The organism is Klebsiella sp. 141251 (genome assembly GCF_050600725.1).
In the GTDB taxonomy this organism is placed as follows: Bacteria; Pseudomonadota; Gammaproteobacteria; order Enterobacterales; family Enterobacteriaceae; genus Klebsiella; species Klebsiella aerogenes.
Window position 1 is genome coordinate 168,461 of sequence record NZ_JAQIRG010000003.1, and the last position, 23,186, is coordinate 191,646.

Consider the following 23,186-nt stretch of genomic DNA (forward strand, 5'->3'; position numbering starts at 1 on the left):
CTATACTGGATACATAAACAGTATCAGGAGTTGTTGTGGCCAGAAAACAATCTGCCCCGCGTCTGGAATTTGAAGCGGCGGCAATCTATGAGTACCCCGAACACTTACGTCCATGGCTTGAGGCCTTGCCAAAGCTGCCAGGGGTGTATCAGTTCCATGGGGAAAGCGAGACGCTGCCGCTTTATATCGGTAAGAGCGTGAATATCCGCAGCCGGGTGCTGTCGCATTTGCGTACCGCTGATGAAGCCTCCATGCTGCGCCAGGCGCGGCGCATCAGCTGGCAGCGGACCGCCGGGGAATTAGGCGCGCTGTTACTTGAAGCGCGGTTAATTAAAGAACAGCAGCCGCTGTTTAATAAACGACTGCGGCGTAATAAGCAGCTCTGCTCCTGGCTGCTGGAGGCGGGTAAACCGCAAGTTGTGTATGCGCGAGAAGTCGATTTCTCCCATCAGCAGCACCTGTACGGCCTGTTCGCTAACCGCCGCGCGGCATTACAGGCGCTGCAAACCATCGCCGATGAGCACCGTCTGTGTTACGGCATTCTGGGGCTGGAACCGCTGAGTCGCGGGCGCGCCTGTTTTCGTTCCGCGCTGGGGCGCTGCGCCGGCGCCTGCTGCGGTAGAGAGCGCGTCGAAGATCATAACCAGCGGCTGCTGGCGCAGATGAGTAAGCTTCAGCTGGTGTGCTGGCCGTGGGCGGGTCCGGTGGCGCTGGAGGAGCGCGGTCCGGATATGGTCCAGTACCACATCATTCATAACTGGCTGTGGCTGGGCGCGGTGGATTCGCTGGCGCAAGCTGCTGAACTCACCGCACTGCCAGCCGGTTTCGATCACGATGGCTACAAGATCCTTTGTAAGCCTTTGCTCAGCGGTGAGTATCAGCTGCACCCGCTTGGCTAATGATATCGTAAACGTAAAAAACCGCCGGCCCTGCCCAAAGCCTTACTGGCAATGATTGGGCAAGACCGGCGGTCTTCATTCTTCGCGCTGAGTTACTCAGCAGGTACAGGCATTTTACCTTCCGGCGCTTTACGTTCTGTCAGATGCTTCTCAAAATTCGCATTGAACTGTTTTTTCTGTTCCGGCGTCAGGATGTTGTAAATCTTGTTCTGGGTTTCCATGCGGGAAAGCATCATCTCTTTATGCTGCGCTTCCATTTTGTCGATCTGCGCGCTGGCTTTCGCTTTGTCGAAAGTATCGCTGGCGATCAGATCGTGCATGGCGCGACGTTCGTCAAGTGACGGACGTTTCATGTTCTGGCGTTGGCTTTTCATGATGTCACGAACCTGCTGTTTTTGCGCATCGGTCAGGTTCAGGTCTTTGAACATCATATCGTGATGACCCGGCATACCTTTATGGTGCATCATCGGTTTGCTATCGGTTTGGGTGGTAGCGGTGGTATCGGCCGCGTGAGCCAGGTTAGCAGCACCCAGAGCCAGAGTAGAGGCAACAAACAGAGCAGTAATCTTCTTCATGGTTATGTCCTTACTATCAGTTATTCTGACGGCGCATTGCCGTGTTGACGAGATTAACTTTACGCGCTTTATCGTCAATTAGTCAGTGCAAGCGTAAAACAATGAAAGTGTAAAAAACATTTTCTCACCAATTGTGGAGAAAATAAGGAAAATGAGGATGGATATGCAACAAAAAATAAATAACAGGCTGTTTTATAAAGAAACTATGAAGATTATAAAACAGTGGAGATTAAAAACAAAGCATTTAACCAGGAATAATCCGCAAACAATGCCAATGGCACAAATAAATAAGATCGGTGCGCAGCCATATTTCACTCGATATTCACAACCGCGAACAACAACGGCTGTGAATAGTTAAGAAAGGAAATTACAACCGTTCCAGCATCAGCCCAGCCCGTAGCCCTGGCGCCACGCCGGGGTTGGGAAACAGCACGTACTCCTGCGCCTTTTCGACGACATAGCGCGTTTCGCCATCCTCAGCCAACAGCGTCCCGGCGCTGAACGGTGTAAAATTGAGCGTCTCCCCCGACATATGCAACTGGAACTGGTCGCTGTGGCGCGTGATCTGCTGCACCACCCGGTAGCGCAGCGGGGCAGTCGTTTCTTCCACCGCCAAATCGCCCACCAACAGCCTGCTTAACGCCCGCTGCGTCGCTGAGAACTGGGTTAAATCGTTGTCGCCAAAAGGCAGCGCTTTGCCCAACTCCAGCGTACAGGCCAGCGCGGCAAAACGTTCGCAGCTAAAGTGGGTAAAGGTTCCCGCCGGTTGTTGATGGAACACCAGCGCCTCCAGCCCGGCCGCGCCAAGCCAGCTGAGAAAATCTTCGCCCCACGGCTCCTCGCGTGCCGGCAACACGCCAAAGCGCGGATGCAGCGAGCCGCGAATAGCGGTATGCATATCCAGGTGCCAGCGCACGCCATGGCTATCGCTAAAAAAACGCGTCACAGCGCTTTCCAACTGCCGCGCCCGCACCGTTTCACCACTGGGCGCGAACTTGCGCCAGCGTTCGCCGAACATGCGGTTCATATCGCTATCGAGATAGCGTTTATTTTGCCGCAGCGCCGGCGGGTTGCCGAATATCACCAACACACGCCAGCGCAGCGGGAGTTCGCCGCTAAACAACTGCTGAAGCAAAGCGTTGACTATCTCCACCGGCGCGGTTTCATTGCCGTGAATACCGCAGGAGAGTACCAGTGAACGTTCGCAGCGCGCATGCGGGGTCAGCAGCAGGATGCCGCAATCGATCCAGTGCCAACGAAAATGGGCGGTTTCGCCATGAAAATGATGCGGCCAGCGCCCCGCCAGAGTTAGTGCCAGAAAGTCGTCCACGACGCCTCCTTTATTACTGAAACGGATCGAGGAAAACTCGCAGGGCCGAGCATCCCGGCCCCGCGAACTTTCATCAACTTGCCTGCGATGAAAAATCCAGCCCCGGACTGAGCGTCTCCGGTAGCGTCAGTTCGGCGGATTCCAGGCTGGCCATCGGCCAGGCGCAATAATCGGCGGCGTACCAGGCGCCTGGACGATGATTTCCCGAGGCGCCGGTTCCGCCAAACGGCGCGGTACTGGCAGCGCCGGTGAGCGGCTTGTTCCAGTTGACGATCCCGGCGCGGGCCTCCAGCAACAGGCGCTCGAACTTATCGCGCTCGGCGGAAATCAACCCGCAGGAGAGACCAAACCGGGTGGCGTTAGCCATCGCGATCGCTTGCTCGAAATTGTCATAGCGCCACACGCATAACAGCGGGCCAAAAACTTCTTCATCCGCCACCTGCTGCACGTTGCTCATGTCGATGATCCCCGGCGTCAGCAGCGAGGTACCGTCGCGCAGCAGGCGCGGCTCCAGTAACGTCTGTCCGCCGCTCGCCACGTGCCCAAGCCAGGCCTGATGCACCTTTTGCGCGGCCTGCGGCGATACCAGTCCGCCCAGGAACGGCTGCGGCTCCGCATCCCACTCGTCGGGAATAAGACGTTGTGACACCGTCACTAAACGCTGTAAAAACGCATCGCCCGTCGCGCCGCGCTTCACCAACAGACGGCGCGCGCAGGTGCAGCGCTGCCCGGCGGTGATAAACGCCGACTGAATTGTCAGGTGGACCGCAGCGTCAATATCCTGCGGTTCGTCAACAATCAGCGGGTTGTTACCGCCCATTTCGAGGGCGAGGATTTTTTGCGGCTGCCCGGCCAGTTGACGGTGCAGTTGGAAGCCGGTCGCGGAACTGCCGGTGAACAAGAGACCGTCGATATCCGCCTGCCCGCTCAGCGCCTCGCCGGTCTCCCGGCCGCCCTGCAGTAGATTCACGACTCCAGCGGGTAAGCCCGCCTCCGCCCACAGCTTAACCACCGCTTCGCCGCTTTGCGGCGTAAGCTCGCTGGGTTTAAAGACGATGGTATTACCAGCTAGTAGCGCCGGTACAATATGTCCGTTGGGTAAATGGCCCGGGAAATTATAAGGCCCGAATACTGCCAGTACCCCGTGGGGACGGTGGCGCAGGGTGGCGGCGCCGTCGGCCATCGCCGTCTCGCTCTCGCCGGTGCGGCTATGATAGGCGCGCACCGAGATCGCCACCTTATTTATCATAGCGGTAATTTCCGTGGCCGCCTCCCAGCGTGGTTTACCGGTCTCGGCGGCAATAATCGCCGTCAGCTGGCTTTTGTTCGCTTCCAGCAGCGCCGCAAACTTCTCGACGATCGCCTGACGCGCGCTAAATGGCAGGCGGGCCCAGGCGGGAAAAGCCTGACGCGCGGCGCTAACCGCCTGCGCGACCTGCCCGGCGTCGGCGTCATTCCCCTGCCACAGCAGCGCCTGGTTGACCGGGTTATATTTACTGCGCTGCGGGCCGCGCCCGTTTTGCCATTCGCCGTTAATCCATAAACTCATGATGCTTTCTCCTCGGGGATCAGGCGGACCATCCGTACGCGGTCGCCTGGGTGGCATTTCAGCGTATCCAGCTCACGCGCGCTCAGCAGCAACGTTTCGCTATCCGGGTCGGCATGGACCAGGATGGCGCGGAACTGCTGATACTGCTCGTTGGTGACCAGACACTGCGGCCACTCTCCCGGCGCAGGTTGCCCTTCCTCCACCGTCAGCAGGCGGCTTTTGCGTATCGCCCGCACCCGGTCAATTTCGCACTCCAGCGTCGGGCCGCCGTCAAAAATGTCGATGTAGTTGTTAAAACGGAAGCCTTCTTTTTCCAGTACCGCACGCGCAGGCGCCGTTTGCGGATGAACCTGGCCGATGACCGCCCGCGCTTCATCGGAGAGAAAGTCGATATATAACGGATGTTTTGGCATTAATGCGGCGATAAACGCTTTTTTACCGGTGCCGGAGAGATAGTCGGCGCGGGAAAATTCTATCGCGAAGAAGCGCTTGCCAAGGCTTTCCCAGAACGGCGAATAACCATGCTCATCAATCACGCCGCGCATCTCGGCGACCACTTTGTCATTAAAGTGGTCGCGGAAACCGGCCATAAACAGCAGTCGCGATTTCGACAACAGGTAGCCGTTGCCCTCTTTACGCCATGCCGGATCGAGAAACAGCGTGCAGAGTTCGCTACAGCCGGTGTGATCGTTGCTAAGGAACAGCGTCGGCAGCGCGTGATAAACATTGAGCTCTTTTGAAGCATGTACCTGGGTGCCGACCCGATAGTTGTACCAGGGATCGTTGAGGCCAACGGCGACTTCAATCGCGCAGATCCCAACAACCGCGCCGCTGACGCTATCTTCCAGCACAAAGACATAGCCCTGTTCGCTTTTCGGCAGTTCGCCGCGCCAGGTCCGCTGGGAGCGTTCAATGCGGGCAGCCAGAGTGGGTTCGTCCGCCGGCAGCGACGTCAGGCCGCCGCCGGTTTCTCCCGCCAGGGCCATCAGCCCCGGCAAATCGGCTTTTTCAACCGGTCGGATCACCATCATGATGAAACTCCCGCAAGGAAGTGACGGCAGGCCAGCTCAAAGCGATCGAGACCGGTGTTAACCTCTTCCTCGCTCACGTTAAGGGCCGGGGCGAAGCGAACGACGTTTGCCCCGGCTATCAATACCATCAGCCCGTCTTCCGCCGCCTGGGTACTAATGGCTTTTGCTTTTCCGGCATATTCGTCGTTCAGTACGCAGCCAATCAGCAGCCCCAGTCCGCGAATTTCCTTGAACAGGCCGTATCTGGCGTTAATCGCGCTCAGGCGTTCGCTAAACCACTGATGACGCTGTTTAACGCCGTTCAAAAGCGTCGGGGTATTGACGATAGACAGCAGTTCCCCGGCAACAGCAGTGGCGAGTGGGTTACCGCCGTAGGTCGTACCATGAGTGCCGACGGTCATCACGCTGGCGCATTTCTCCGTCGCCAACAGCGCGCCGATTGGGAAGCCGCCGCCCAGCGCTTTCGCCGTCGACAGGACATCCGGCGTCACCCCGTAGTGCATATAGGCATACAATTCGCCGGTACGCCCGACGCCGGTTTGTACCTCATCAAAAATCAGCAGCGCGTTGTGCTGGTCACACAATTCGCGCAGGCCGCGCAAAAATTCCGCTTTCGCCGGCACCACGCCGCCCTCGCCCTGCATCGGCTCGACGATTACCGCGCAGGTGTCGTCATTAATCAGCGCGCGCGCCGAGTCGAGGTCGTTATAGGTAGCATGCTGGATCTGCGGCGGCAGCGGCGCAAAATCCTGCGAATAGGAAGGCTGACCGCCGGCGGAGACGGTGAACAACGTGCGCCCGTGGAAAGCGTTTTTGAAGGCGACAATGCCGCTTTTGTGGCTGCCGTAATGATCGTGGGCGTATTTACGCGCCAGTTTCAGCGCCGCTTCGTTGGCTTCGGCGCCGGAGTTACAGAAGAAAACGCGGTCGGCAAAGGTGGCGTCGATCAGCTGTTTGGCAAGGCGCAGCGCCGGTTCATTGGTGTAACCGTTACCGGTATGCCAGAATTTTCCCGCCTGCTCGGTCAGCGCTTTTACTAGCTGTGGGTTAGCGTGTCCCAGCGCATTCACCGCGATACCGCCGGCAAAATCGATATACTCTTTCCCCTGCTGATCCCATAACCGTGAACCTTCGCCGCGTACCGGAATAAAAGCCGCCGGCGCATATACCGGCATCATCCATTGATCAAAATTGCTACGCGTAATTGACTGAGACATATCGACCTCTTCCGGTAAATTAAAAGTAAGAACAATGTTAAAATTTATGAGTTATTACGCTGTAAATGTAGATTGCACGCATCGTGCCAGCCAGAGGCAAAAATGCATAAATTGAGCTCAATCACGTGATATCAACGAGTTACAGGCACTAATTATTCAACAAAAATGCATATCTAGTGAATAATTATCAGGTAAACGGCGCTGGATAGTGGAAAAAGACGATAAGTTATGCAGCGATAAGATATAATTCTGTAATTGTGATCCTCTACGAAATTTATCGTAGATATCTGCGCTTTTTTGGCGCGACATGCGCCAAAACGGTGCATAATTTGTGCGATTCGCTCGCCAACCGCAGTAATCGGTAGAATTAACCACCTGCCGGCAGCCACTATGATGAAATTCTGCTAACATCCTTGCACTATTCACCTTGCACAGTGGCAGCGACTATGAAATTCATCTCTTTTAATATCAACGGCCTGCGTGCCCGCCCCCATCAACTGGCCGCCATCGTCGATAAACATCAGCCCGATGTTATCGGTCTCCAGGAAACCAAAGTTCACGACGATATGTTTCCTCTCGAAGAGGTGGCGAAGCTGGGCTACAACGTCTTTTACCATGGGCAAAAAGGCCATTACGGCGTGGCGCTGCTGACCAAAGAGACTCCGATAGCCGTGCGTCGCGGCTTCCCGGGCGACGGCGAAGATGCGCAGCGTCGCATCATCATGGCGGAAATCCCCTCACCGTTTGGCAATGTCACGGTAATTAACGGCTATTTCCCGCAGGGTGAAAGCCGCGACCACGAGACCAAGTTCCCGGCAAAGGCGGCGTTTTATCAGAATCTGCAGAACTACCTCGATACCGAGCTGAACAAAGAAAATCCGGTGCTTATCATGGGCGATATGAATATTAGCCCTACCGACCTTGATATCGGCATCGGCGAAGAGAACCGCAAGCGCTGGCTGCGCACGGGTAAATGTTCGTTCCTGCCAGAAGAGCGTGAATGGATGGATCGTCTGCTGGGCTGGGGCCTGGTCGATACCTGGCGTCACGCCAACCCGGATAATAATGAGCGCTTCTCATGGTTCGATTACCGCTCTAAAGGTTTTGATGACAACCGCGGTCTGCGTATCGACCTTCTTCTGGCAAGCTCGCCGCTGGCCCAGCGCTGCGTCGAAACCGGCATCGATTACGACATCCGCGGCATGGAAAAACCCTCCGATCATGCGCCGGTATGGGCAACCTTTAAATCATAATTCTTCTCCGGGGCTCCGGCGCGGAGCCCCGCTATCCTGAGCAAAATCAATAAAGTGAACGGTATACATTGTCGCTCACGGCAATTTACTATACTGTCGCGCGCACCCGGCGTTTCCTGCCGGGCAAAACGAAGACAGGAGACCCCTCATGCAAAAGAAGCCGTTACCAGGCACGCTATAAACTGCTGTTTGCCGTACTCCTGTTTGCCCTGCTGGCATGGCTTGTTCATCACGCCGGGCTGACGAGACTGTTCAGCCACCTTCACGATCTTCAATTACTTATTCTGCACAGCGGTAGCGCAGGTTATGCGCTTTATATCCTGCTGTTTATCATCGCCACCTTGTGCCTGATGCCCGGCAGCGCGTTGGTCATCGTCGGCGGTATGATATTCGGCCCCTGGTTGGGCACGTTACTGTCGCTTATCGCCGCGACTGTCGCCTCATCGCTGTCGTTCCTGCTGGCCCGCTGGCTGGGGCGCGAAGCGCTGCAGCGCTATTGTGGTCACCATGCCGTTTTTCAGGCGTTCGAGCGCGGTATTGCCCGCAGCGGCTGCGATTTTCTGATTTTCACCAGGCTGGTGCCGCTGTTCCCTTATAATCTGCAGAACTATGCCTATGGACTGACGGCGATCCCCTTCTGGTCCTTTACGTTTATCTCCACCATCGCCACCCTGCCGGGATTGTTTATTTATACTTTTATGGCCAGCGAACTGGCCCGCGATGGCATCACCCCGGCCTTTATTGGCAAACTCAGCATCGCCGGCCTGGCGCTATTTGTATTAACTCAGGCCGCCAGGCGTTATGGCCGCTATAAACGCATTAGTGTCGCAACATCCGCGGTAGGCGATGAAAATGGATAACAGAAAACGGCTGTGGCTCTCACGCGGCGCTATCGTCCTGCTGGCGCTGGCAGCACTCGTCGGCTGGTGGTTAATACCGGGCGTACGCTCCTTTCTGCAACATAGCCTTAGCGCGTTTGCCACCCTCGATCAGCAGGCGCTGGAGCGTTTTATTGACGCTTATGGTCCGCTGGCAGCCCTGGTCTCTTTCGGTCTGATGATCCTGCAGGCAATTGTCGCGCCGCTGCCGGCGTTTTTGATAACTTTTGCCAACGCTTCGCTGTTCGGCGCACTGTGGGGCGGCGTATTGTCATGGGTCAGCGCGATGGCTGGCGCGGCGCTGTGCTTTTTTATTGCCCGCGTACTGGGCCGTGAAGTGGTAGAAAAACTGACCGGCAAGGCGGTATTACAGAGCGTAGATGGCTTTTTTAGTCGTTACGGCAAGCACACCATCCTGGTTTGCCGCCTGCTGCCCTTCGTCCCTTTCGATCCGGTGAGCTATGCCGCTGGGCTAACCTCAATCCGCTTTCGCCATTTTATGTTTGCCACCGGCGTCGGCCAATTACCGGCGACTATCGTCTACTCGTGGGCCGGAAGCCTGCTGACGGGGGGGCGGTTCTGGCTGCTCAGCGGCTTATCTATTTTGTTCGCTTTGGCTATCGTAGTCGCGATAGCCAGGGCGCAATACGTTGCGCATCACAATAGGAAATCGCCATGAATCTACCGCCGTTAACGTCGATTCCATTGATCCTGCGCCCGCAGGCATGGCTACACCGTCGCCATTATGGCGCGGTGCTCAGCCCTATCCGCTGGTGGGGTCGCATCCCGCTGGCGTTTTATCTGGTTTCGATGTTTGTCGGATATCTGGAGCGCCGGCGCTCGCCGCTCGATCCGCTGCTACGCTCGTTGGTGAGCGCCCGTATCGCCCAACTGTGTCACTGTGAATTTTGCATTGATATCACCAGCATGAAACTGGCGCAGCGCGCCGGCGGCAGCGAAAAACTATTGGCGGTTAACGACTGGCGCAATAGCGGATTATTCAGCGATAGCGAACGGTTGGCGCTGGAATATGCCGAAGCGGCGAGCATGACGCCGCCCGCCGTCGATGACGCGCTGCGCGCCCGGCTGGCGCAGCAGTTCGATGCTCAGGCGTTAACCGAGCTAACCGCGCTGATCGGCCTGCAAAATTTATCCGCGCGCTTTAATTCCGCGCTGGCGATTCCGGCGCAGGGCCTGTGCCAAATCCCGAAGCCCGATGTTTCCGACACTCATCCCTAAGGAGTCAATATGCGCAGTCTGCGTTATTGTTTAATTTGGCTTGCCGCGCTGCTGCTGGCCCCGACTCTCGCCAACGCCGACGAGAGCTGGCAGAGCATCAGCCAGCAGGCGCGTGGCCAGACGGTGTGGTTCAACGCCTGGGGCGGCGATCCGGCGGTTAACCGCTACCTCGACTGGGTCAGCGCCGAGGTTAAACGTGATTACGCCGTCGATCTGCGTATTGTACATATCGCCGATGCCGCCGATGCGGTTAAGCGTATTCAGACCGAGGCGCGTGCCGGTCGTTCCCGCGGCGGTTCAATCGATTTATTGTGGGTTAATGGCGAGAATTTCCGCACGTTGAAGCAGGCGAATTTACTGCGCAGCGGCTGGGCTGAAAAGCTGCCTAACTGGCGCTACGTCGATACGCGAAAACCGGTTCGGGAAGATTTCTCCCTCGCCACCGATGGCGCGGAGTCCCCGTGGGGTGGCGCGCAGCTGACCTTTATCGCTCGCCGCTCGCAGCTGTCTGCCCCCCTGGACAGCGCACAGGCGCTACTGGCGTTCGCCACAGCGCATCCAGGCAGCGTCACCTATCCGCGGCCGCCGGATTTTACCGGCACCGCTTTCCTTGAGCAGTTGCTGATCTCGCTAACCGATCGACCGGATGCCCTGCGCCAGCCGCCGCAGGCGGCCAGTTTCGCCGCGGTGACCGCGCCGCTATGGGACTATCTCGCCAGGCTACACCCGCTGCTCTGGCGCCAGGGTCGCGATTTTCCGCTGTCACCGGCGCGGATGGACGCGATGCTGTCGCAAGGCACGCTACAACTATCACTCACTTTCAATCCGCTGCATGCGCAGCAAAAAGCCGCCAGCGGCGAACTTCCGCAAGACAGTTATAGCTTCGGTTTTAAACAAGGGATGCTCGGCAACGTGCATTTTGTCGCTATCCCCGCCAACGCCCGCGCTACGGCAGGCGCACATGTGGTTGCCAACTTCCTGCTATCGCCGCAGGCTCAGCTACGCAAAGCCGATCCGCAAATCTGGGGCGATCCCAGCGTACTCGATCCCGAAAAACTCAACGACGCCCAGCGCGCCGCATTGTACGCCGTGCAACCGAAAGCGACGCCGCCGATGCTGGCTGAACCGCACGCCGCCTGGGTTGACGCGCTGGAGCAGGAATGGTTGCGCCGCTACGGTACCCACTAATTGCGCTGACGTGGGGAGCGATAGCGCTTGTCTATCTCCCTCTGCTTCCCGCCGCCGCGCTGATGGCGGTACCTGCCGTCGACGCCGCGGCCTGGCGGGCGCTATTAAGCGATCCGCAGTTGCCGCAGGCGCTGGCGGCGACGCTAGCTTCTACGCTGCTGGCGGTGGGCGGCGCGCTGTTCATCACCCTGACGGTGATTGGCGCGTTATGGCCAGCCGCCGGCTGGCAGCGCCTTGCGAGAAGATTACCGCTGCTGCTGGCGGTACCCCATGTCGCTTTCGCCACGGCCGCCCTGCTGCTATTTGCCGAAGGCGGCTGGCTGTATCGTCTGTTTCCCGCGTTGAGCCCACCGGCCGATCGCTACGGTATCGGTCTGGGCCTGACGATGGCGGTCAAAGAGAGCGCCTTTTTACTGTGGGTGGCGTATGGCGTACTGGGTGAAAAACAGCTGGCGGCCCACACCGTAGTCATGAAAACCCTCGGCTACAACCGCTGGCAATGTCTGCAGTGGATTATTGTGCCGGCGCTGCTGCCATCGATGAGCCTTGTTCTGCTGGCCACCGTTGCCTGGAGTCTGTCGGCGGTGGATGTCGCTTTAGTGATCGGTCCGGGAAATCCGCCAACGCTGGCGGTACTGGCGTGGCAGTGGCTTAATCAGGGCGATCCGTTGCAACAGGCGAAAGGCGCGTTGGCCAGCCTGCTGTTGTTGGCGTTCACGTTAATCTTCGCGGCCATAGCATCGATAGGCTGGCGCCGTTGGCGGCAAACTATTCCCGCACTATGCGGCAAGCGCGCCGCCCCCGCCAACGCTGCGACCGGACGTATTCTGGCGCAGGTGGTACCCGCCTGCGGTCTGGTTTGCGCATTGTTATTGGCTGGCATTTCGCAATGGACGCAGCCAACGGCTGAGGCGATCGGTAACAGCCTCTGGCTGGCATTGGGCGCAGCGATACTGGGAGCCGCGCTGTGTCTGCTGTGGCTGGAGTTCGGTCCCGCCAGATATAACGGACTCTGGCTGCCATTAATCATCCCGACGCTGCCGCTTGCCGATGGTCAATATCAATTAGCACTCGTGGGCTGGCTCGACGGTCAATTGATGACGGTATTATGGGGGCATCTGTTATGGGTCGTGCCATGGATGCTGTTTATCCTCTCCCCGGCGTGGCGCAATCTTGATCCACGGTTGTTATTAATTGCCCGTACGCTTGGCTGGCGGCGCGGCCGCCTGTTTTGGTGGGTCAAACTGCCGTCAATGGCGCGACCGCTGCTCACCGCGCTGGCGGTCGGGTTTTCGGTGAGTATCGCGCAGTATCTGCCGACCGTGTGGCTCGGCGGCGGACGGACGCCGACGTTGACCAGCGAAGCGGTAGCGCTGAGCAGCGGCGGCGACAGCACGCGGCTTGCCGCACAAGCGCTGTGGCAATTGCTGCTACCGGCGATCTGCTTTATGGTTACTGCGCTGATGGCCTGGTTTATGGGCCGTCGTCGCCGGGGATTACGCTAATGCTAACCGTTAACGACCTGACATTAACCCTCCACCGCCAACCGCTGTTGTGTGGAGTCAATTTTTCTGTCGCTCCCGGCGAAGTGTTGACCCTGATGGGCCCTTCCGGCAGCGGTAAATCAACCCTTTTTGCCTGGATGATCGGCGCGCTTGCCGACACCTTTCGCGCTGAAGGTGAATTATGGCTCAACGAACGCCGCTGCGACGGGCTCGCCACCGAAGCGCGGCGCATTGGCATCCTGTTTCAGGATGCGCTACTGTTTGACCACTTCAGCGTGGGGCACAATTTACAGCTCGCCCTGCCTGCGGAGATCCGCGGCGCGGCGCGGCGGGCCGAAGTCGAGCACGCGCTGGCGCGCGCCGGTATGCCGGGCTTCGCCTCGCGCGATCCGGCCACGCTCTCCGGCGGACAGCGCGCGCGCGTCAGCCTGCTGCGCGCCCTGCTGGCGAGGCCGCAAGCGCTGCTGCTGGATGAGCCTTTTAATCGCCTGGACGCAGAACGCCGCGCCGATTTTCGCCAGTGGGTATTTGCGGAAATTGACCGGCTGGCAATCCCGGCGGTGCTGGTGACTCACGACAGCCAGGATCTCCCGCCGGGCGGACGCTATATTAATATCGCCGCCTGGCAGGCAAATTCCGTCTAACCTGCGTTATCGCAAAGAAATTCCCTTATCAGGAGCAGAGAATGAGCCCTCCTCTTTCTACCGTCGGGCATTTCGATGAAACGTGTTTCTCAATTGACCGCACTCGCCCTGCTCATGGGGCTTGCTGCTTCCTCTTCTTTCGCCGCTGATACCATGCCAACGCTGGACTTTTCAACGCTGCAACAGCGGCACGGCGTGGCGATAGACACCCGCCTCAGCGCTTTCTATAACGGTTGGCCGCAAAGCGCCAACGGTCCACAGGGCCATGAACCTCAGGCGCTAAACCTCTCCGCTACCTGGCTTGGCGCAATGAGCGACGAACAACTGCGCGCATGGGCTACTCAGCACCAGCTGCAGGCCGATACGCCAATCGCGTTATATGGCGGCGCCGAGGATAACGCCAGAGTTGCGGCGCGCCTGAAAGAAGCCGGATTCACGAAGCTCAGCACGCTTAGCGACGCCTTCAGTCAGAGCGAGCGCCTGCAGAAGCTGCCGCACTTTGAGCAGCTGGTGTATCCGCAGTGGATCCACGATTTACAGCAAGGTAAAACCGTTACCGCCGCCCCGCAAGGCGACTGGAAACTGTTTGAAGTGGCCTGGGGCGCGCCGAAATTTTATCTGCTGAATCACATTCCCGGCGCCGGTTATATCGATACCAATGAAGTGGAAAGCGAGCCGCTGTGGAACAAAGTGTCCGATGAACAGCTAAAAGCGATGCTGGCTAAACACGGTATTCGCCATGACACCACGGTGATTCTGTACGGCCGCGACGTCTACGCCGCCGCGCGCGTCGCGCAGATCATGCTGTATGCCGGGGTGAAAGATGTACGCTTGCTCGACGGCGGTTGGAAAAGCTGGTCCGACGCGAATCTGCCGGTCGAACGCGGTATGCCAGCCGCAGAAAAAGCGGTGACGGATTTCGGCGCGCCGATCCCCGGTCAGCCGCAGTTAATGCTCAATACCGAACAGGCGCGTGGGTTACTACACCGCCAGGATGCTTCGCTGGTCAGCGTCCGCTCGTGGCCGGAATTTATCGGCACCACCAGCGGCTACAGCTACATCAAGCCGAAGGGCGATATTGCCGGCGCGCGCTGGGGCCATGCCGGCAGCGATTCCACCCATATGGAAGACTTCCATAATCCGGACGGCACGATGCGCAGCGCCGACGATATCGCGGCGATGTGGAAACAGTGGAACATTCTGCCCAACCAGCAGGTCTCGTTTTACTGTGGCACAGGCTGGCGCGCCTCAGAGACTTTCATGTACGCCAGAGCGATGGGCTGGAAAAACGTCTCCGTTTACGACGGCGGCTGGTATGAATGGAGCGGTAATCCGCAAAATCCGGTAGCCACCGGCGAACGCGGCCCGGACAGCAGCAAATAATCTGACTACTGAGGGAGGTTCTGGCTTTGCGCCTCCCTCAGCGTCAGGTAGCCGCTCCAGATACGGGTGAAGGTCGTCAGCCAGCATAACGCGCCGAAGCACCACGCCAGCCAGGTGAAGTGCGCCGGAAACAGGCAACACAGTACAAATAGCAGGATCGTCTCCGTTCCTTCCGTCAACCCGCCAAGATAATAAAATGATTTATGCGCATAGCCCGGATTGGCAATTTGATGCTTTGCCGCAAGGGTCGCAAACGCCAGGAAGCTGCTGCCGGTGCCGATAAACGCAAACAGCAGCCAGCCGCCCGCCAGCGCATTTTGCGCCGGGTCGGCGACAATAAAACCGAACGGCACCAGCGCGTAAAACAAAAAATCGAGCGAAATATCCAAAAACCCGCCCGCATCGCTGAGGCCGCGCCGCCGCGCCAGCGCGCCATCCAGGCCATCCAGCAACCGGTTGAGCAAAATGGCCGCCAGCGCGGCGCCGTGCCAGCCGAGCGCCAGAAACGGCAGGGCCAGCACGCCGATAGCAAAACCGAAAAGCGTCAGGCCGTCAGGGGAGATCCCTGGGCGATCGAGCACGCGGGCGATGGCATTCAGTACGGGCTTCAATCGGGGGTGCAGGCGGCTATCAAGCACGGTGACGCTCCATCAGGCTAAAAGGTTGTCGGTACAGGGGAAAGACGGAGATAATACGCCATTATAAGCAAGGCCGGTATTTGAATGATTCAGGACAACTATGCAAAAAATCATTGATGTTGTCGCCGCGATTATCGAACGCGACGGCAAAATTCTCCTGGCGCAGCGCCCGCCGCATGCCGATCAGCCGGGGCTGTGGGAGTTCGCCGGCGGCAAAATCGAACCCGGAGAAAGCCAGCCGCAGGCGTTAGCGCGCGAGCTGGAAGAGGAGCTGGCTATCGTCGCGAGGCCAACCCGCTATATCGCCAGCCATCAGCGGGAAGTTTCCGGACGTTTGATCCACCTGCATGCCTGGTGGGTAGGCGAGTTTAGCGGTGAACCGGTCGCCCGTTACCATAGCGAACTGCGCTGGTGTACGCCGTCGCAAGCATTAGAATTTGATCTGGCGCCAGCGGATATTCCTCTGCTGAATGCCTTTATAAACCAACAAGCAGGCTAGCATCTTTCCCCCTCATCTCCGGCCTGGGTCATCGTTTTTAGTTATGACCCTCGTCGGATTATAAATTTTTCTCCGCGCTCAATTTTTCCTTGTCAGCCTAACTATTTCCGGTGTTATAGTCGGAAAATCGGCTTTTTCAAGGCCGGGTATAAAAAATAACAAGCAACCACAACCGTAAGGGGAAATTACATCTATGGATCAGGCGTGTACTCTGGAAAGTTTTCTCGCCCGCGTTCAACAGCGCGACCCGCATCAAACTGAATTCGCTCAGGCCGTCCGCGAAGTGATGACCACTCTGTGGCCGTTCCTTGAACAGAATCCGCGCTATCGTCAGCTCAATTTGCTGGAACGCCTGGTCGAACCGGAGCGCGTCATCCAGTTCCGCGTCGTCTGGGTTGACGATCGCAATCAGGTTCAGGTTAACCGCGCCTGGCGCGTGCAGTTCAACTCCGCGATTGGCCCGTACAAAGGTGGTATGCGCTTCCATCCGTCGGTCAACCTGTCGATCCTTAAGTTCCTGGGCTTCGAACAGACCTTCAAAAACGCCCTCACCACGCTGCCGATGGGCGGCGGTAAAGGCGGCAGCGATTTCGACCCGAAAGGTAAAAGCGACGGCGAAGTGATGCGCTTCTGCCAGGCTTTGATGACGGAACTGTATCGTCACCTCGGCCCGGATACCGACGTTCCGGCGGGCGATATCGGCGTTGGCGGCCGCGAAGTCGGCTTTATGGCCGGCATGATGCGCAAACTTTCCAACAACAGCGCCTGCGTCTTCACCGGCAAGGGTCTCTCCTTCGGCGGCAGTCTCATCCGCCCGGAGGCCACCGGTTACGGTCTGGTTTACTTTACGGAAGCGATGCTTAAGCGCCACGGTCTGGGCTTCGAAGGGATGCGCGTCGCGGTATCCGGCTCCGGCAACGTGGCGCAGTTCGCCATTGAGAAAGCCATGGAATTCGGCGCGCGCGTCATTACCGCCTCCGACTCCAACGGTACGGTGGTAGACGAAGCCGGCTTCACTAAAGAGAAACTGGCCCGTCTGATCGATATTAAAGAGCGTAGCCACGGCCGCGTCGCCGACTACGCGCGCGAATTCGGTCTGACCTACCTCGAAGGCCAGCAGCCGTGGTCAGTGCCGGTAGATATCGCGCTGCCGTGCGCGACCCAGAACGAACTGGATGTCGATGCCGCGCAAATGCTGATCGCCAATGGCGTTAAAGCGGTTGCCGAAGGCGCCAACATGCCCACCACCATTGCCGCCACCGATCTGTTCCTCGACGCTGGCGTGCTGTTCGCGCCGGGCAAAGCAGCCAACGCCGGCGGCGTTGCCACATCCGGCCTTGAAATGGCGCAAAACGCCGCGCGTATGGGCTGGAAAGCGGAGAAAGTGGATGCGCGTCTGCATCACATTATGTTGGATATTCACCACGCCTGCGTCGAGTACGGCGGTGAAGAGAAACAGACCAACTACGTTCGCGGCGCCAATATCGCCGGCTTCGTCAAGGTCGCTGACGCCATGCTGGCGCAGGGTGTGATTTAATCTGTGTCTTTATCCCCGACGCCCGGCGTCGGGGATATCAACTCTACTCCATGGTAATCACCACTTTCCCCAGATGATTACCGCTATCGAGGCAGGCATGCGCCTGCGCGATTTCAGCCATCGGATAGCTAGCGTAAATCAGCGGCTTACATTTACCCTGCGACAGCAGCGGCCAGACGTGGTCCTTCAGCGCCTGAGCGATCTGCCTTTTTTCTTCTGCGCTTCGGCCGCGCATCGTTGAACCGGTCACGGTCGCGCGCTTGAGCATCAAGGTTTGAATATCAACATCATGGGCGATTCGCCCGCCCATAAAGCCGATAATAACCAGCCGCCCGTCTCGTTTCAGCAGTTCCAGGTTACGATTAAAATAGGGTCCACCCACGATATCGAGAATAACGTCGACGCCTTTACCATCGGTCAGCTGAGTGATTTTCTCTGCGAAATCATCGGTTTTATAATTGATGGCCGTGGCATAAGGACGCAGCGCCGCCACTTTTTCTTCCTGCCCGACGGTGGTATAGACTTTCATACCTAACTCATGACACAACAGGATCGCCGTCGTCCCGATGCCGCTGGCCCCGCCGTGAATCAGGACGCTTTCATGAGGTTGCGCCCGGCCCATCTGAAACAGGTTCGCCCACACGGTGAAGAAAGTTTCAGGTATCGCCGCCGCTTCGCTAAAACTCAGCCCAGGCGGTATTGGCAACGTTTGCCCCGCCGGTACCGCGCAATACTCCGCATAGCCGCCGCCGTTGGTCAGGGCGCAAACCTTATCGCCGGGATGAAAATCCGTCACCTGCGATCCTACCGCCGCGACCACCCCAGCGACTTCCAGTCCGGGTATCGGCGTTACCCCTTCCGGCATCGGATAAACGCCCTGTCGCTGTAAGATATCCGGCCGATTGACGCCAGCGGCTTTAACCTGGATCAGGACGTCGTTATCACCGACCGAGGGGATGTCGCCTTCACCAATCTGAAGAACCTCCGGGCCGCCCGGTTGACTAATTGAGATATACTTCACTGCTCCCCCTCATCATCAGATTGATGTTACTTTGCATATTCGTCGAGCAACGCTTTTGCCGCCAACTGACCGAGCGCATTCGCCGCAAAAGGGCTGTCCCCGGTCAGCAATTTACGGTCCTGATGTACACGACCTTTAATATCGCTGTTTACGATCTCAAGCCCCATTGCTTTTAACGCTTCGCCAAAATACCAGGTCAGGTGACCGGGCATATAGCCGATATCAGGCGTTTGTTTATCGGCGGCATCCGGAAACGCGCAAATAGCATAACCGTTTAACGGATTCTCCCCCTGTCGTAACGCGAGGAACGCCGCCGGGCCGTGACAGAGCGAAATCACAAACCGATCGTGTCGTAGCGCCCAGCGCAGCGTTTCGGCGATGGCTTCGCTCTCCGGCAGGCCGATAAGCGCACCGTGGCCGCCGGGAATAAATACCGCCGCATAATCGCTATCAGCATCCAGCTGCGCTACGACGTCAGAAAGGGCCAGGGGCTGGCGGAACTGCGGAAGATAACGCTCGAAGAACGGCATAATCTTTTGGTCTTCGCGCGGCATCGCCCAGTATTCAAACTTGACCATTTGCCCGGAGAGCGTCGCAATATCAAAATCGAAACCTGCGGCGTGCAGATGGTACATCGGCAGCAGCGTCTCTACCGGATGATTACCGGTCGAAAAGAGCGCGCCGTTATCGGTAGGCAGATAACGTTCATCGGCGGCGATAACCAGCACTTTCCGCCGTCCATTATAGCGCCGCGTGTAATCAGCGCCGCTGAGGTCAGACACCGGGCTGGTAAACTGGCTGAGAGAATAGGCCGAAGGAAAAAAAGCATTCTCTTCAGCATGGTCCACTTGCGGTTGTTTACTGATTTGTTCGCTCATCATCTTTTCCTTTTCATCTGCGGATATAGCGATTATTCACTGTGAGGCGGCGATATTTCACCGTTCAGCATCGCCACCTGGACGGCCTGCGCCGTGGTCACCACTCTCAGGCGACCGCGCGCATGGCGCAAATGATTCTCCACCGTACGTTCAGAGATCCCCAGCACGGCGGCAATGTCTCCCTGCCTAAGCCCTTTGGCTACCAGAGTGAGTACTTCGATTTCTCTCCGGGTCAGTACGGTTGCGTTACCTTCCTCAACAGAGCTCAACAATCTCCGCGCGCAATGAAATGCCTCTATGCCCAGTAACATCAGCAGCATTTCGGCTCGTGGAGAAGCGTCGATGGCCATGCCGCCAAGGCTCAGCGCCCCTTCAATCCCCGTGCGGCCGAAAATGGGGATCTGCATGCCATGAAGCGCGCCTTTCAAGGGAACGTCGACAATTTGATACTCACTGCTGGCCGTGTCACTACCAGTTTTTCGCCACAAAAATGGCCGGGAGGTATGGATGAAATGCTGGTTGACCGGACAGCGCTGCAGGTAGGTTTGTTCATCTATCTCATCGTCAAACCAGTGCCCTTCAATCCAGTAAATGCGTTCAATATAGGGAGTACGTAGTGGGGAAATAGAAAATAGTACGATCCGGTCATAGCCAAAAGCGGACATCACGTTTCTGACGTGTCGTTGCAGTTCAGCCATGGTGCTGACCGATCTGATTTTGAGGATACTGTCCATTGGATCGTTTGCCATCATCATCCCTTCTTTAACATCAATGACCCTATTTTAGAGCAGGGAGGCGGAAATGATATGCGGGAAAACCCTCAACCGGGTTAAGCGCCCTCAGGCGGAAGGGCGTTTTAGCTAAGCCCCTCCGTGGCGAGGGGCGGAGACATTATTGCGGACTTTCCGGCGCGATATCCGCCGCCGGCTTTTTGCCTTTCGGCTTACCCTTCCCTTTACTAAACGATTTTTTCGCTCCGCCTGGCGCAACCAGCCCGCGGAACTGGCGCACCGGCGTGCTCCGCGCCTGATCGATAAGCTGGAAAAGCGTCCCTACCAACGGCTGCATAAAGTCCTGATAGCGGCACTGTTTTTCGCTGATTTGCGTCAACACCGACTCCCAATGGGCGGTCATATCCGGGCGTGCGGCCATTTCCGGCAGGGAATGGATTAGCGCCCGACCGGCGTCCGATGAGTGGATATAGCGCCCCTTTTTATTCAGAAAACCGCGCTTAAACAGCAGCTCGATAATCCCTGCACGGGTCGCTTCCGTCCCCAGACCGTCGGTCGCGCGGAGGATCTTTTTCAGTTCTTTATCCTGCACAAAGCGAGCAATACCGGTCATCGCCGACAGTAGCGTCGCGTCGGTAAAGTGGCGCGGCGGCTGGGTCTGTCGCTCCACCACTTCACCTTTTTCGCACAATAGCTCATCGCCTTTGGCGACCACTGGCAGCGGCGTACCGTCGTTCTCTTCGTCGCGCTCTTTGTTGCCAAGCAGCGCGCGCCAGCCCGCTTCGGCGAGGAAGCGCGCCTTAGCGACAAATTTGCCGTTAGCAATATCAAGGTCAATCTGGCACTTGCGGAATACCGCATCCGGGCAGAACTGCATCAGATACTGACGAGCGATCAGGTTGTACACCTTCTCTTCGTTATCGTTGAGTTTAACCTGACTGCTGCGCGCGGTCGGGATAATCGCGTGGTGCGCATCGACCTTTTTATCATCCCAGCAGCGGTTGCGGATCTCCGGATCCATCACCGGCTGCGGTAGTAGATCCGGCGCATGGACGCTAATCGCGTTCAGTACCGCATGGCGGCCAGCAAAGTGTTCTTCCGGCAGATAGCGGCTATCCGAACGCGGATAGGTAATTAGCTTATGGGTCTCATACAGCTTCTGGCAGATATCCAGCACATTCTGCGCGCTGAAGCCGAAGCGTTTCGCCGCCTCAATCTGCAACGCCGACAGCGAAAACGGCAGCGGCGCCGGTTCGGAATCGCGTTTATCGTTATAGCCGGTTACGATTGCCGGCTGCCCTTCTATGCGTTTAACGACATGCTCGGCCAGCGGACGATGCAGTAAACGCCCCTCTTCATCCTGATAGGGTTCGCAGGCTTCGCTTGGCACCCAGGTGGCGATAAACCGCTCGTCTTGCGGCGTGACAATATGCGCTTTGACGTCAAAGAAATCTTTGGCGACGAAGTTTTCAATCTCTTCATCGCGACGGACTACCAGCCCCAATACCGGCGTCTGTACGCGGCCAACCGACAACACTCCCTGATAGCCGGCATTACGCCCGAGAATGGTGTAGGCGCGGGTCATGTTGATGCCATACAGCCAGTCGGCGCGAGCGCGGGCCAGCGCCGACACGCACAGCGGGACAAACTCGCTATTCGCGCGCAGGCGGTTAATCGCCCGTTCAACCGCCTGTGGGTTAAGGTCGTTAATCAGGCAACGCTGCACCTGCTGGCGCTTTTCCGGCGCCAGTTGCAGGTAGTCCAGCACTTCATCGACCAGCAGTTGCCCTTCTCTATCCGGGTCACCCGCATGAACCACTTCCTGCGCCTCGCCAAGCAAGCGTTTGATAACGTTCAGCTGTTTCGTGACCGACGGTTTTGGTTGTAGTTGCCACTTTTCCGGAACGATGGGCAGGTCGAGCAGATTCCAGCGCGCATAGCGGCCGTCGTAAACATCCGGCTGCGCCTGCTCCAGCAGGTGGCCGATACACCAGGTGACCACCTGCCCATTGCCGCACTCAATAAAACCATCGCCTTTGCGATGCGGTTTTGGCAACACATCGGCGATAGCGCGACCGAGACTCGGTTTTTCTGCAATAAACAACCGCATCTAATCAACGGATCTCGATCATTGGACGCCCGCCACGGGCGGTTACCAGCTCGCCAATGGCGGCAAGCTTAATGCCAAATTCCGCGGCAGCGGCCTGGACTTCGGCTTCAGCTTCCGGCGTTACCGCCAGCAGCAGGCCGCCGGAAGTTTGCGGATCGCACAGCAGATCGCGCCATTCCGCCGGCATCTCGCCCATCAAATGACCGTAGCTGGCAAAGTTGCGCCCGGTGCCGCCCGGCACCGCTCCGGCGGCGATATAGGCTTCAACGCCCGGTAGTTTCGGGATATCGGCGTAATTTAGCTGCGCCTGAACGCCCGCGCCGCGGCAGACTTCGCTGAGATGCCCCAGCAGACCGAAACCGGTGACGTCCGTCATCGCTTTTACCCCTTCGATATTGGCAAATGCGGCGCCGGCAAGGTTCATCTGGCACATGGTCTCCGTCGCCAGCCCCTGATGTTCCGGCTTCAGCAGCGATTTCTTCTCGGCGGTAGTCAGCACGCCAATGCCCAGTGGTTTGGTCAGATACAGCTTACAACCCGCCTGCGCGGTGCTATTTTTCTTGATACGTTCGGTTGGTACCACGCCGGTCACCGCGAGCCCGAAAATCGGTTCCGGCGCATCGATGGAGTGACCGCCCGCCAGCGCAATTCCGGCCTGCTGGCAGGCAAAACGCCCGCCTTCAACCACTTCGCGAGCAATCTCCGGCGCCAGCGTGTTGATTGGCCAGCCAAGTATCGCAATCGCCATAATCGGTTTGCCGCCCATGGCGAAAATGTCGCTGATGGCGTTAGTCGCCGCAATACGGCCAAAATCAAAAGGATTATCGACGATCGGCATGAAAAAATCGGTGGTGCTGATGATCGACGTCCCGTTACCCAAATCGTAGACCGCCGCATCATCGCTGGTTTCGTTGCCGACAAGCAGGTTCGGGTCGACAAACTTCGCCTGCTCGCTATGCAGAATGGTTTCCAGCACTTTGGGGGAAATTTTACAACCGCAACCGGCTCCGTGGCTGTATTGCGTTAAACGAATAGCTTGCTCGCTCATGGACATCTCCTGTCATTGCAATCCCGCTATGGT

General features: G+C 57.8%; 23 protein-coding genes. 12 read left to right on the forward strand and 11 right to left on the reverse strand.

What is annotated here, in order from left to right:
* Positions 1-35 precede the first annotated feature (35 nt).
* Entirely contained in the window at positions 36-899 is an 864-nt protein-coding gene (gene cho, locus PGR09_RS08530; RefSeq protein WP_047077942.1) for an excinuclease Cho, read from the forward strand.
* A gap of 92 nt (positions 900-991) precedes the next feature.
* On the opposite strand, the gene spy is transcribed toward cho, so the two are convergent.
* A complete protein-coding gene (spy, locus tag PGR09_RS08535; RefSeq protein WP_045393240.1) occupies positions 992-1,474 on the reverse strand; it encodes an ATP-independent periplasmic protein-refolding chaperone Spy in 483 nt (160 codons plus the stop codon).
* Positions 1,475-1,631: 157 nt separating this feature from the next.
* Here spy and PGR09_RS08540 point away from each other — a divergent pair, with 157 nt between their 5' ends.
* Complete coding sequence (locus PGR09_RS08540; RefSeq protein ID WP_155960284.1) at positions 1,632-1,832, forward strand: hypothetical protein; 201 nt, start codon at positions 1,632-1,634, stop codon at positions 1,830-1,832.
* Between the two features lie 9 nt (positions 1,833-1,841).
* Here the strand turns inward: PGR09_RS08540 and astE are convergent, their stop codons facing one another.
* From astE to astC, 4 genes are all read right to left on the reverse strand, one after another.
* Positions 1,842-2,804 carry a succinylglutamate desuccinylase gene (gene astE, locus PGR09_RS08545; protein ID WP_047045078.1) on the reverse strand — a complete coding sequence of 321 codons (963 nt, stop codon included), beginning with the start codon at positions 2,802-2,804 and terminating at the stop codon, positions 1,842-1,844.
* Positions 2,805-2,877: 73 nt separating this feature from the next.
* On the reverse strand, positions 2,878-4,353 hold the full coding sequence (gene astD, locus PGR09_RS08550) for a succinylglutamate-semialdehyde dehydrogenase (RefSeq protein WP_045393248.1): 1,476 nt from the start codon (positions 4,351-4,353) through the stop codon (positions 2,878-2,880).
* The gene (astA, locus tag PGR09_RS08555) at positions 4,350-5,384 is read right to left on the reverse strand and encodes an arginine N-succinyltransferase (RefSeq protein ID WP_032711851.1); all 1,035 of its coding nucleotides are present in this window, start codon (positions 5,382-5,384) and stop codon (positions 4,350-4,352) included. The genes astD and astA overlap by 4 nt, the downstream gene beginning before the upstream one ends.
* A complete protein-coding gene (astC, locus tag PGR09_RS08560; RefSeq protein WP_047045085.1) occupies positions 5,381-6,601 on the reverse strand; it encodes a succinylornithine/acetylornithine transaminase in 1,221 nt (406 codons plus the stop codon). Before astC ends, astA begins: the two co-directional genes overlap by 4 nt.
* A 446-nt stretch (positions 6,602-7,047) precedes the next feature.
* Here astC and xthA point away from each other — a divergent pair, with 446 nt between their 5' ends.
* The 8 genes from xthA to PGR09_RS08600 all read left to right on the forward strand — a co-directional run bounded on the left by xthA (position 7,048) and on the right by PGR09_RS08600 (position 14,691).
* Positions 7,048-7,854 (forward strand): exodeoxyribonuclease III, encoded by an 807-nt coding sequence (gene xthA / locus PGR09_RS08565; protein ID WP_315710841.1) that lies wholly within the window; start codon positions 7,048-7,050, stop codon positions 7,852-7,854.
* A 239-nt stretch (positions 7,855-8,093) separates the two neighbouring features.
* Positions 8,094-8,714 (forward strand): TVP38/TMEM64 family protein, encoded by a 621-nt coding sequence (locus PGR09_RS08570; RefSeq protein ID WP_161801924.1) that lies wholly within the window; start codon positions 8,094-8,096, stop codon positions 8,712-8,714.
* Positions 8,707-9,411 carry a TVP38/TMEM64 family protein gene (locus PGR09_RS08575; protein WP_063415179.1) on the forward strand — a complete coding sequence of 235 codons (705 nt, stop codon included), beginning with the start codon at positions 8,707-8,709 and terminating at the stop codon, positions 9,409-9,411. Before PGR09_RS08570 ends, PGR09_RS08575 begins: the two co-directional genes overlap by 8 nt.
* Positions 9,408-9,971 carry a carboxymuconolactone decarboxylase family protein gene (locus PGR09_RS08580; RefSeq protein ID WP_015366168.1) on the forward strand — a complete coding sequence of 188 codons (564 nt, stop codon included), beginning with the start codon at positions 9,408-9,410 and terminating at the stop codon, positions 9,969-9,971. The genes PGR09_RS08575 and PGR09_RS08580 overlap by 4 nt, the downstream gene beginning before the upstream one ends.
* Before the next feature lie 9 nt (positions 9,972-9,980).
* Positions 9,981-11,159, forward strand: a complete 1,179-nt coding sequence (locus PGR09_RS08585) for an ABC transporter substrate-binding protein (RefSeq protein ID WP_315710844.1) — start codon at positions 9,981-9,983, stop codon at positions 11,157-11,159.
* The gene (locus PGR09_RS08590; protein ID WP_320482680.1) at positions 11,132-12,664 is read left to right on the forward strand and encodes a thiamine ABC transporter permease; all 1,533 of its coding nucleotides are present in this window, start codon (positions 11,132-11,134) and stop codon (positions 12,662-12,664) included. The genes PGR09_RS08585 and PGR09_RS08590 overlap by 28 nt, the downstream gene beginning before the upstream one ends.
* The gene (locus tag PGR09_RS08595; RefSeq protein ID WP_047045092.1) at positions 12,664-13,308 is read left to right on the forward strand and encodes an ATP-binding cassette domain-containing protein; all 645 of its coding nucleotides are present in this window, start codon (positions 12,664-12,666) and stop codon (positions 13,306-13,308) included. Before PGR09_RS08590 ends, PGR09_RS08595 begins: the two co-directional genes overlap by 1 nt.
* Positions 13,309-13,383: 75 nt before the next feature.
* Positions 13,384-14,691 (forward strand): rhodanese-like domain-containing protein, encoded by a 1,308-nt coding sequence (locus tag PGR09_RS08600; protein WP_320482679.1) that lies wholly within the window; start codon positions 13,384-13,386, stop codon positions 14,689-14,691.
* Between the two features lie 5 nt (positions 14,692-14,696).
* Here PGR09_RS08600 and PGR09_RS08605 read toward each other — a convergent pair whose 3' ends face one another.
* Complete coding sequence (locus tag PGR09_RS08605) at positions 14,697-15,329, reverse strand: CDP-alcohol phosphatidyltransferase family protein (RefSeq protein WP_430916044.1); 633 nt, start codon at positions 15,327-15,329, stop codon at positions 14,697-14,699.
* A 100-nt stretch (positions 15,330-15,429) separates the two neighbouring features.
* On the opposite strand from PGR09_RS08605, the gene PGR09_RS08610 reads away from it, so the two are divergent.
* Both PGR09_RS08610 and gdhA read left to right on the forward strand, forming a co-directional pair.
* Positions 15,430-15,828: a pyrimidine (deoxy)nucleoside triphosphate diphosphatase gene (locus tag PGR09_RS08610; RefSeq protein WP_047045100.1), complete on the forward strand. Its 399-nt coding sequence runs from the start codon at positions 15,430-15,432 to the stop codon at positions 15,826-15,828.
* Positions 15,829-16,021: 193 nt separating this feature from the next.
* A complete protein-coding gene (gdhA, locus tag PGR09_RS08615) occupies positions 16,022-17,365 on the forward strand; it encodes an NADP-specific glutamate dehydrogenase (protein WP_015705776.1) in 1,344 nt (447 codons plus the stop codon).
* Between the two features lie 43 nt (positions 17,366-17,408).
* Here gdhA and PGR09_RS08620 read toward each other — a convergent pair whose 3' ends face one another.
* The 5 genes from PGR09_RS08620 to selD all read right to left on the reverse strand — a co-directional run bounded on the left by PGR09_RS08620 (position 17,409) and on the right by selD (position 23,153).
* On the reverse strand, positions 17,409-18,386 hold the full coding sequence (locus PGR09_RS08620; RefSeq protein WP_045393270.1) for an NAD(P)H-quinone oxidoreductase: 978 nt from the start codon (positions 18,384-18,386) through the stop codon (positions 17,409-17,411).
* A gap of 26 nt (positions 18,387-18,412) precedes the next feature.
* Positions 18,413-19,264 (reverse strand): glyoxalase III HchA, encoded by an 852-nt coding sequence (gene hchA / locus PGR09_RS08625; RefSeq protein WP_430916045.1) that lies wholly within the window; start codon positions 19,262-19,264, stop codon positions 18,413-18,415.
* 32 nt (positions 19,265-19,296) lie between these two features.
* Positions 19,297-20,016 carry a PA1136 family autoinducer-binding transcriptional regulator gene (locus PGR09_RS08630; protein ID WP_064588709.1) on the reverse strand — a complete coding sequence of 240 codons (720 nt, stop codon included), beginning with the start codon at positions 20,014-20,016 and terminating at the stop codon, positions 19,297-19,299.
* Between the two features lie 139 nt (positions 20,017-20,155).
* Entirely contained in the window at positions 20,156-22,105 is a 1,950-nt protein-coding gene (locus PGR09_RS08635; RefSeq protein ID WP_015366158.1) for a DNA topoisomerase III, read from the reverse strand.
* A gap of 4 nt (positions 22,106-22,109) precedes the next feature.
* Positions 22,110-23,153: a selenide, water dikinase SelD gene (gene selD, locus PGR09_RS08640; RefSeq protein ID WP_045360482.1), complete on the reverse strand. Its 1,044-nt coding sequence runs from the start codon at positions 23,151-23,153 to the stop codon at positions 22,110-22,112.
* Between the last annotated feature and the right edge of the window lie 33 nt (positions 23,154-23,186).

What these genes read in the sequence shown, in the direction of transcription:
- astD (WP_045393248.1), bottom strand. Translation starts at nt 4,353, where the DNA reads ATGAGTTTATGGATTAACGGCGAATGGCAAAACGGGCGCGGCCCGCAG.
- PGR09_RS08540 (WP_155960284.1), top strand. Translation starts at nt 1,632, where the DNA reads ATGGATATGCAACAAAAAATAAATAACAGGCTGTTTTATAAAGAAACT.
- PGR09_RS08595 (WP_047045092.1), top strand. Translation starts at nt 12,664, where the DNA reads ATGCTAACCGTTAACGACCTGACATTAACCCTCCACCGCCAACCGCTG.
- xthA (WP_315710841.1), top strand. Translation starts at nt 7,048, where the DNA reads ATGAAATTCATCTCTTTTAATATCAACGGCCTGCGTGCCCGCCCCCAT.
- gdhA (WP_015705776.1), top strand. Translation starts at nt 16,022, where the DNA reads ATGGATCAGGCGTGTACTCTGGAAAGTTTTCTCGCCCGCGTTCAACAG.
- PGR09_RS08580 (WP_015366168.1), top strand. Translation starts at nt 9,408, where the DNA reads ATGAATCTACCGCCGTTAACGTCGATTCCATTGATCCTGCGCCCGCAG.
- hchA (WP_430916045.1), bottom strand. Translation starts at nt 19,264, where the DNA reads ATGAGCGAACAAATCAGTAAACAACCGCAAGTGGACCATGCTGAAGAG.
- spy (WP_045393240.1), bottom strand. Translation starts at nt 1,474, where the DNA reads ATGAAGAAGATTACTGCTCTGTTTGTTGCCTCTACTCTGGCTCTGGGT.
- PGR09_RS08585 (WP_315710844.1), top strand. Translation starts at nt 9,981, where the DNA reads ATGCGCAGTCTGCGTTATTGTTTAATTTGGCTTGCCGCGCTGCTGCTG.
- PGR09_RS08575 (WP_063415179.1), top strand. Translation starts at nt 8,707, where the DNA reads ATGGATAACAGAAAACGGCTGTGGCTCTCACGCGGCGCTATCGTCCTG.
- PGR09_RS08635 (WP_015366158.1), bottom strand. Translation starts at nt 22,105, where the DNA reads ATGCGGTTGTTTATTGCAGAAAAACCGAGTCTCGGTCGCGCTATCGCC.
- PGR09_RS08590 (WP_320482680.1), top strand. Translation starts at nt 11,132, where the DNA reads ATGGTTGCGCCGCTACGGTACCCACTAATTGCGCTGACGTGGGGAGCG.
- PGR09_RS08610 (WP_047045100.1), top strand. Translation starts at nt 15,430, where the DNA reads ATGCAAAAAATCATTGATGTTGTCGCCGCGATTATCGAACGCGACGGC.
- astC (WP_047045085.1), bottom strand. Translation starts at nt 6,601, where the DNA reads ATGTCTCAGTCAATTACGCGTAGCAATTTTGATCAATGGATGATGCCG.
- PGR09_RS08600 (WP_320482679.1), top strand. Translation starts at nt 13,384, where the DNA reads ATGAAACGTGTTTCTCAATTGACCGCACTCGCCCTGCTCATGGGGCTT.
- selD (WP_045360482.1), bottom strand. Translation starts at nt 23,153, where the DNA reads ATGAGCGAGCAAGCTATTCGTTTAACGCAATACAGCCACGGAGCCGGT.
- PGR09_RS08630 (WP_064588709.1), bottom strand. Translation starts at nt 20,016, where the DNA reads ATGATGGCAAACGATCCAATGGACAGTATCCTCAAAATCAGATCGGTC.
- astA (WP_032711851.1), bottom strand. Translation starts at nt 5,384, where the DNA reads ATGATGGTGATCCGACCGGTTGAAAAAGCCGATTTGCCGGGGCTGATG.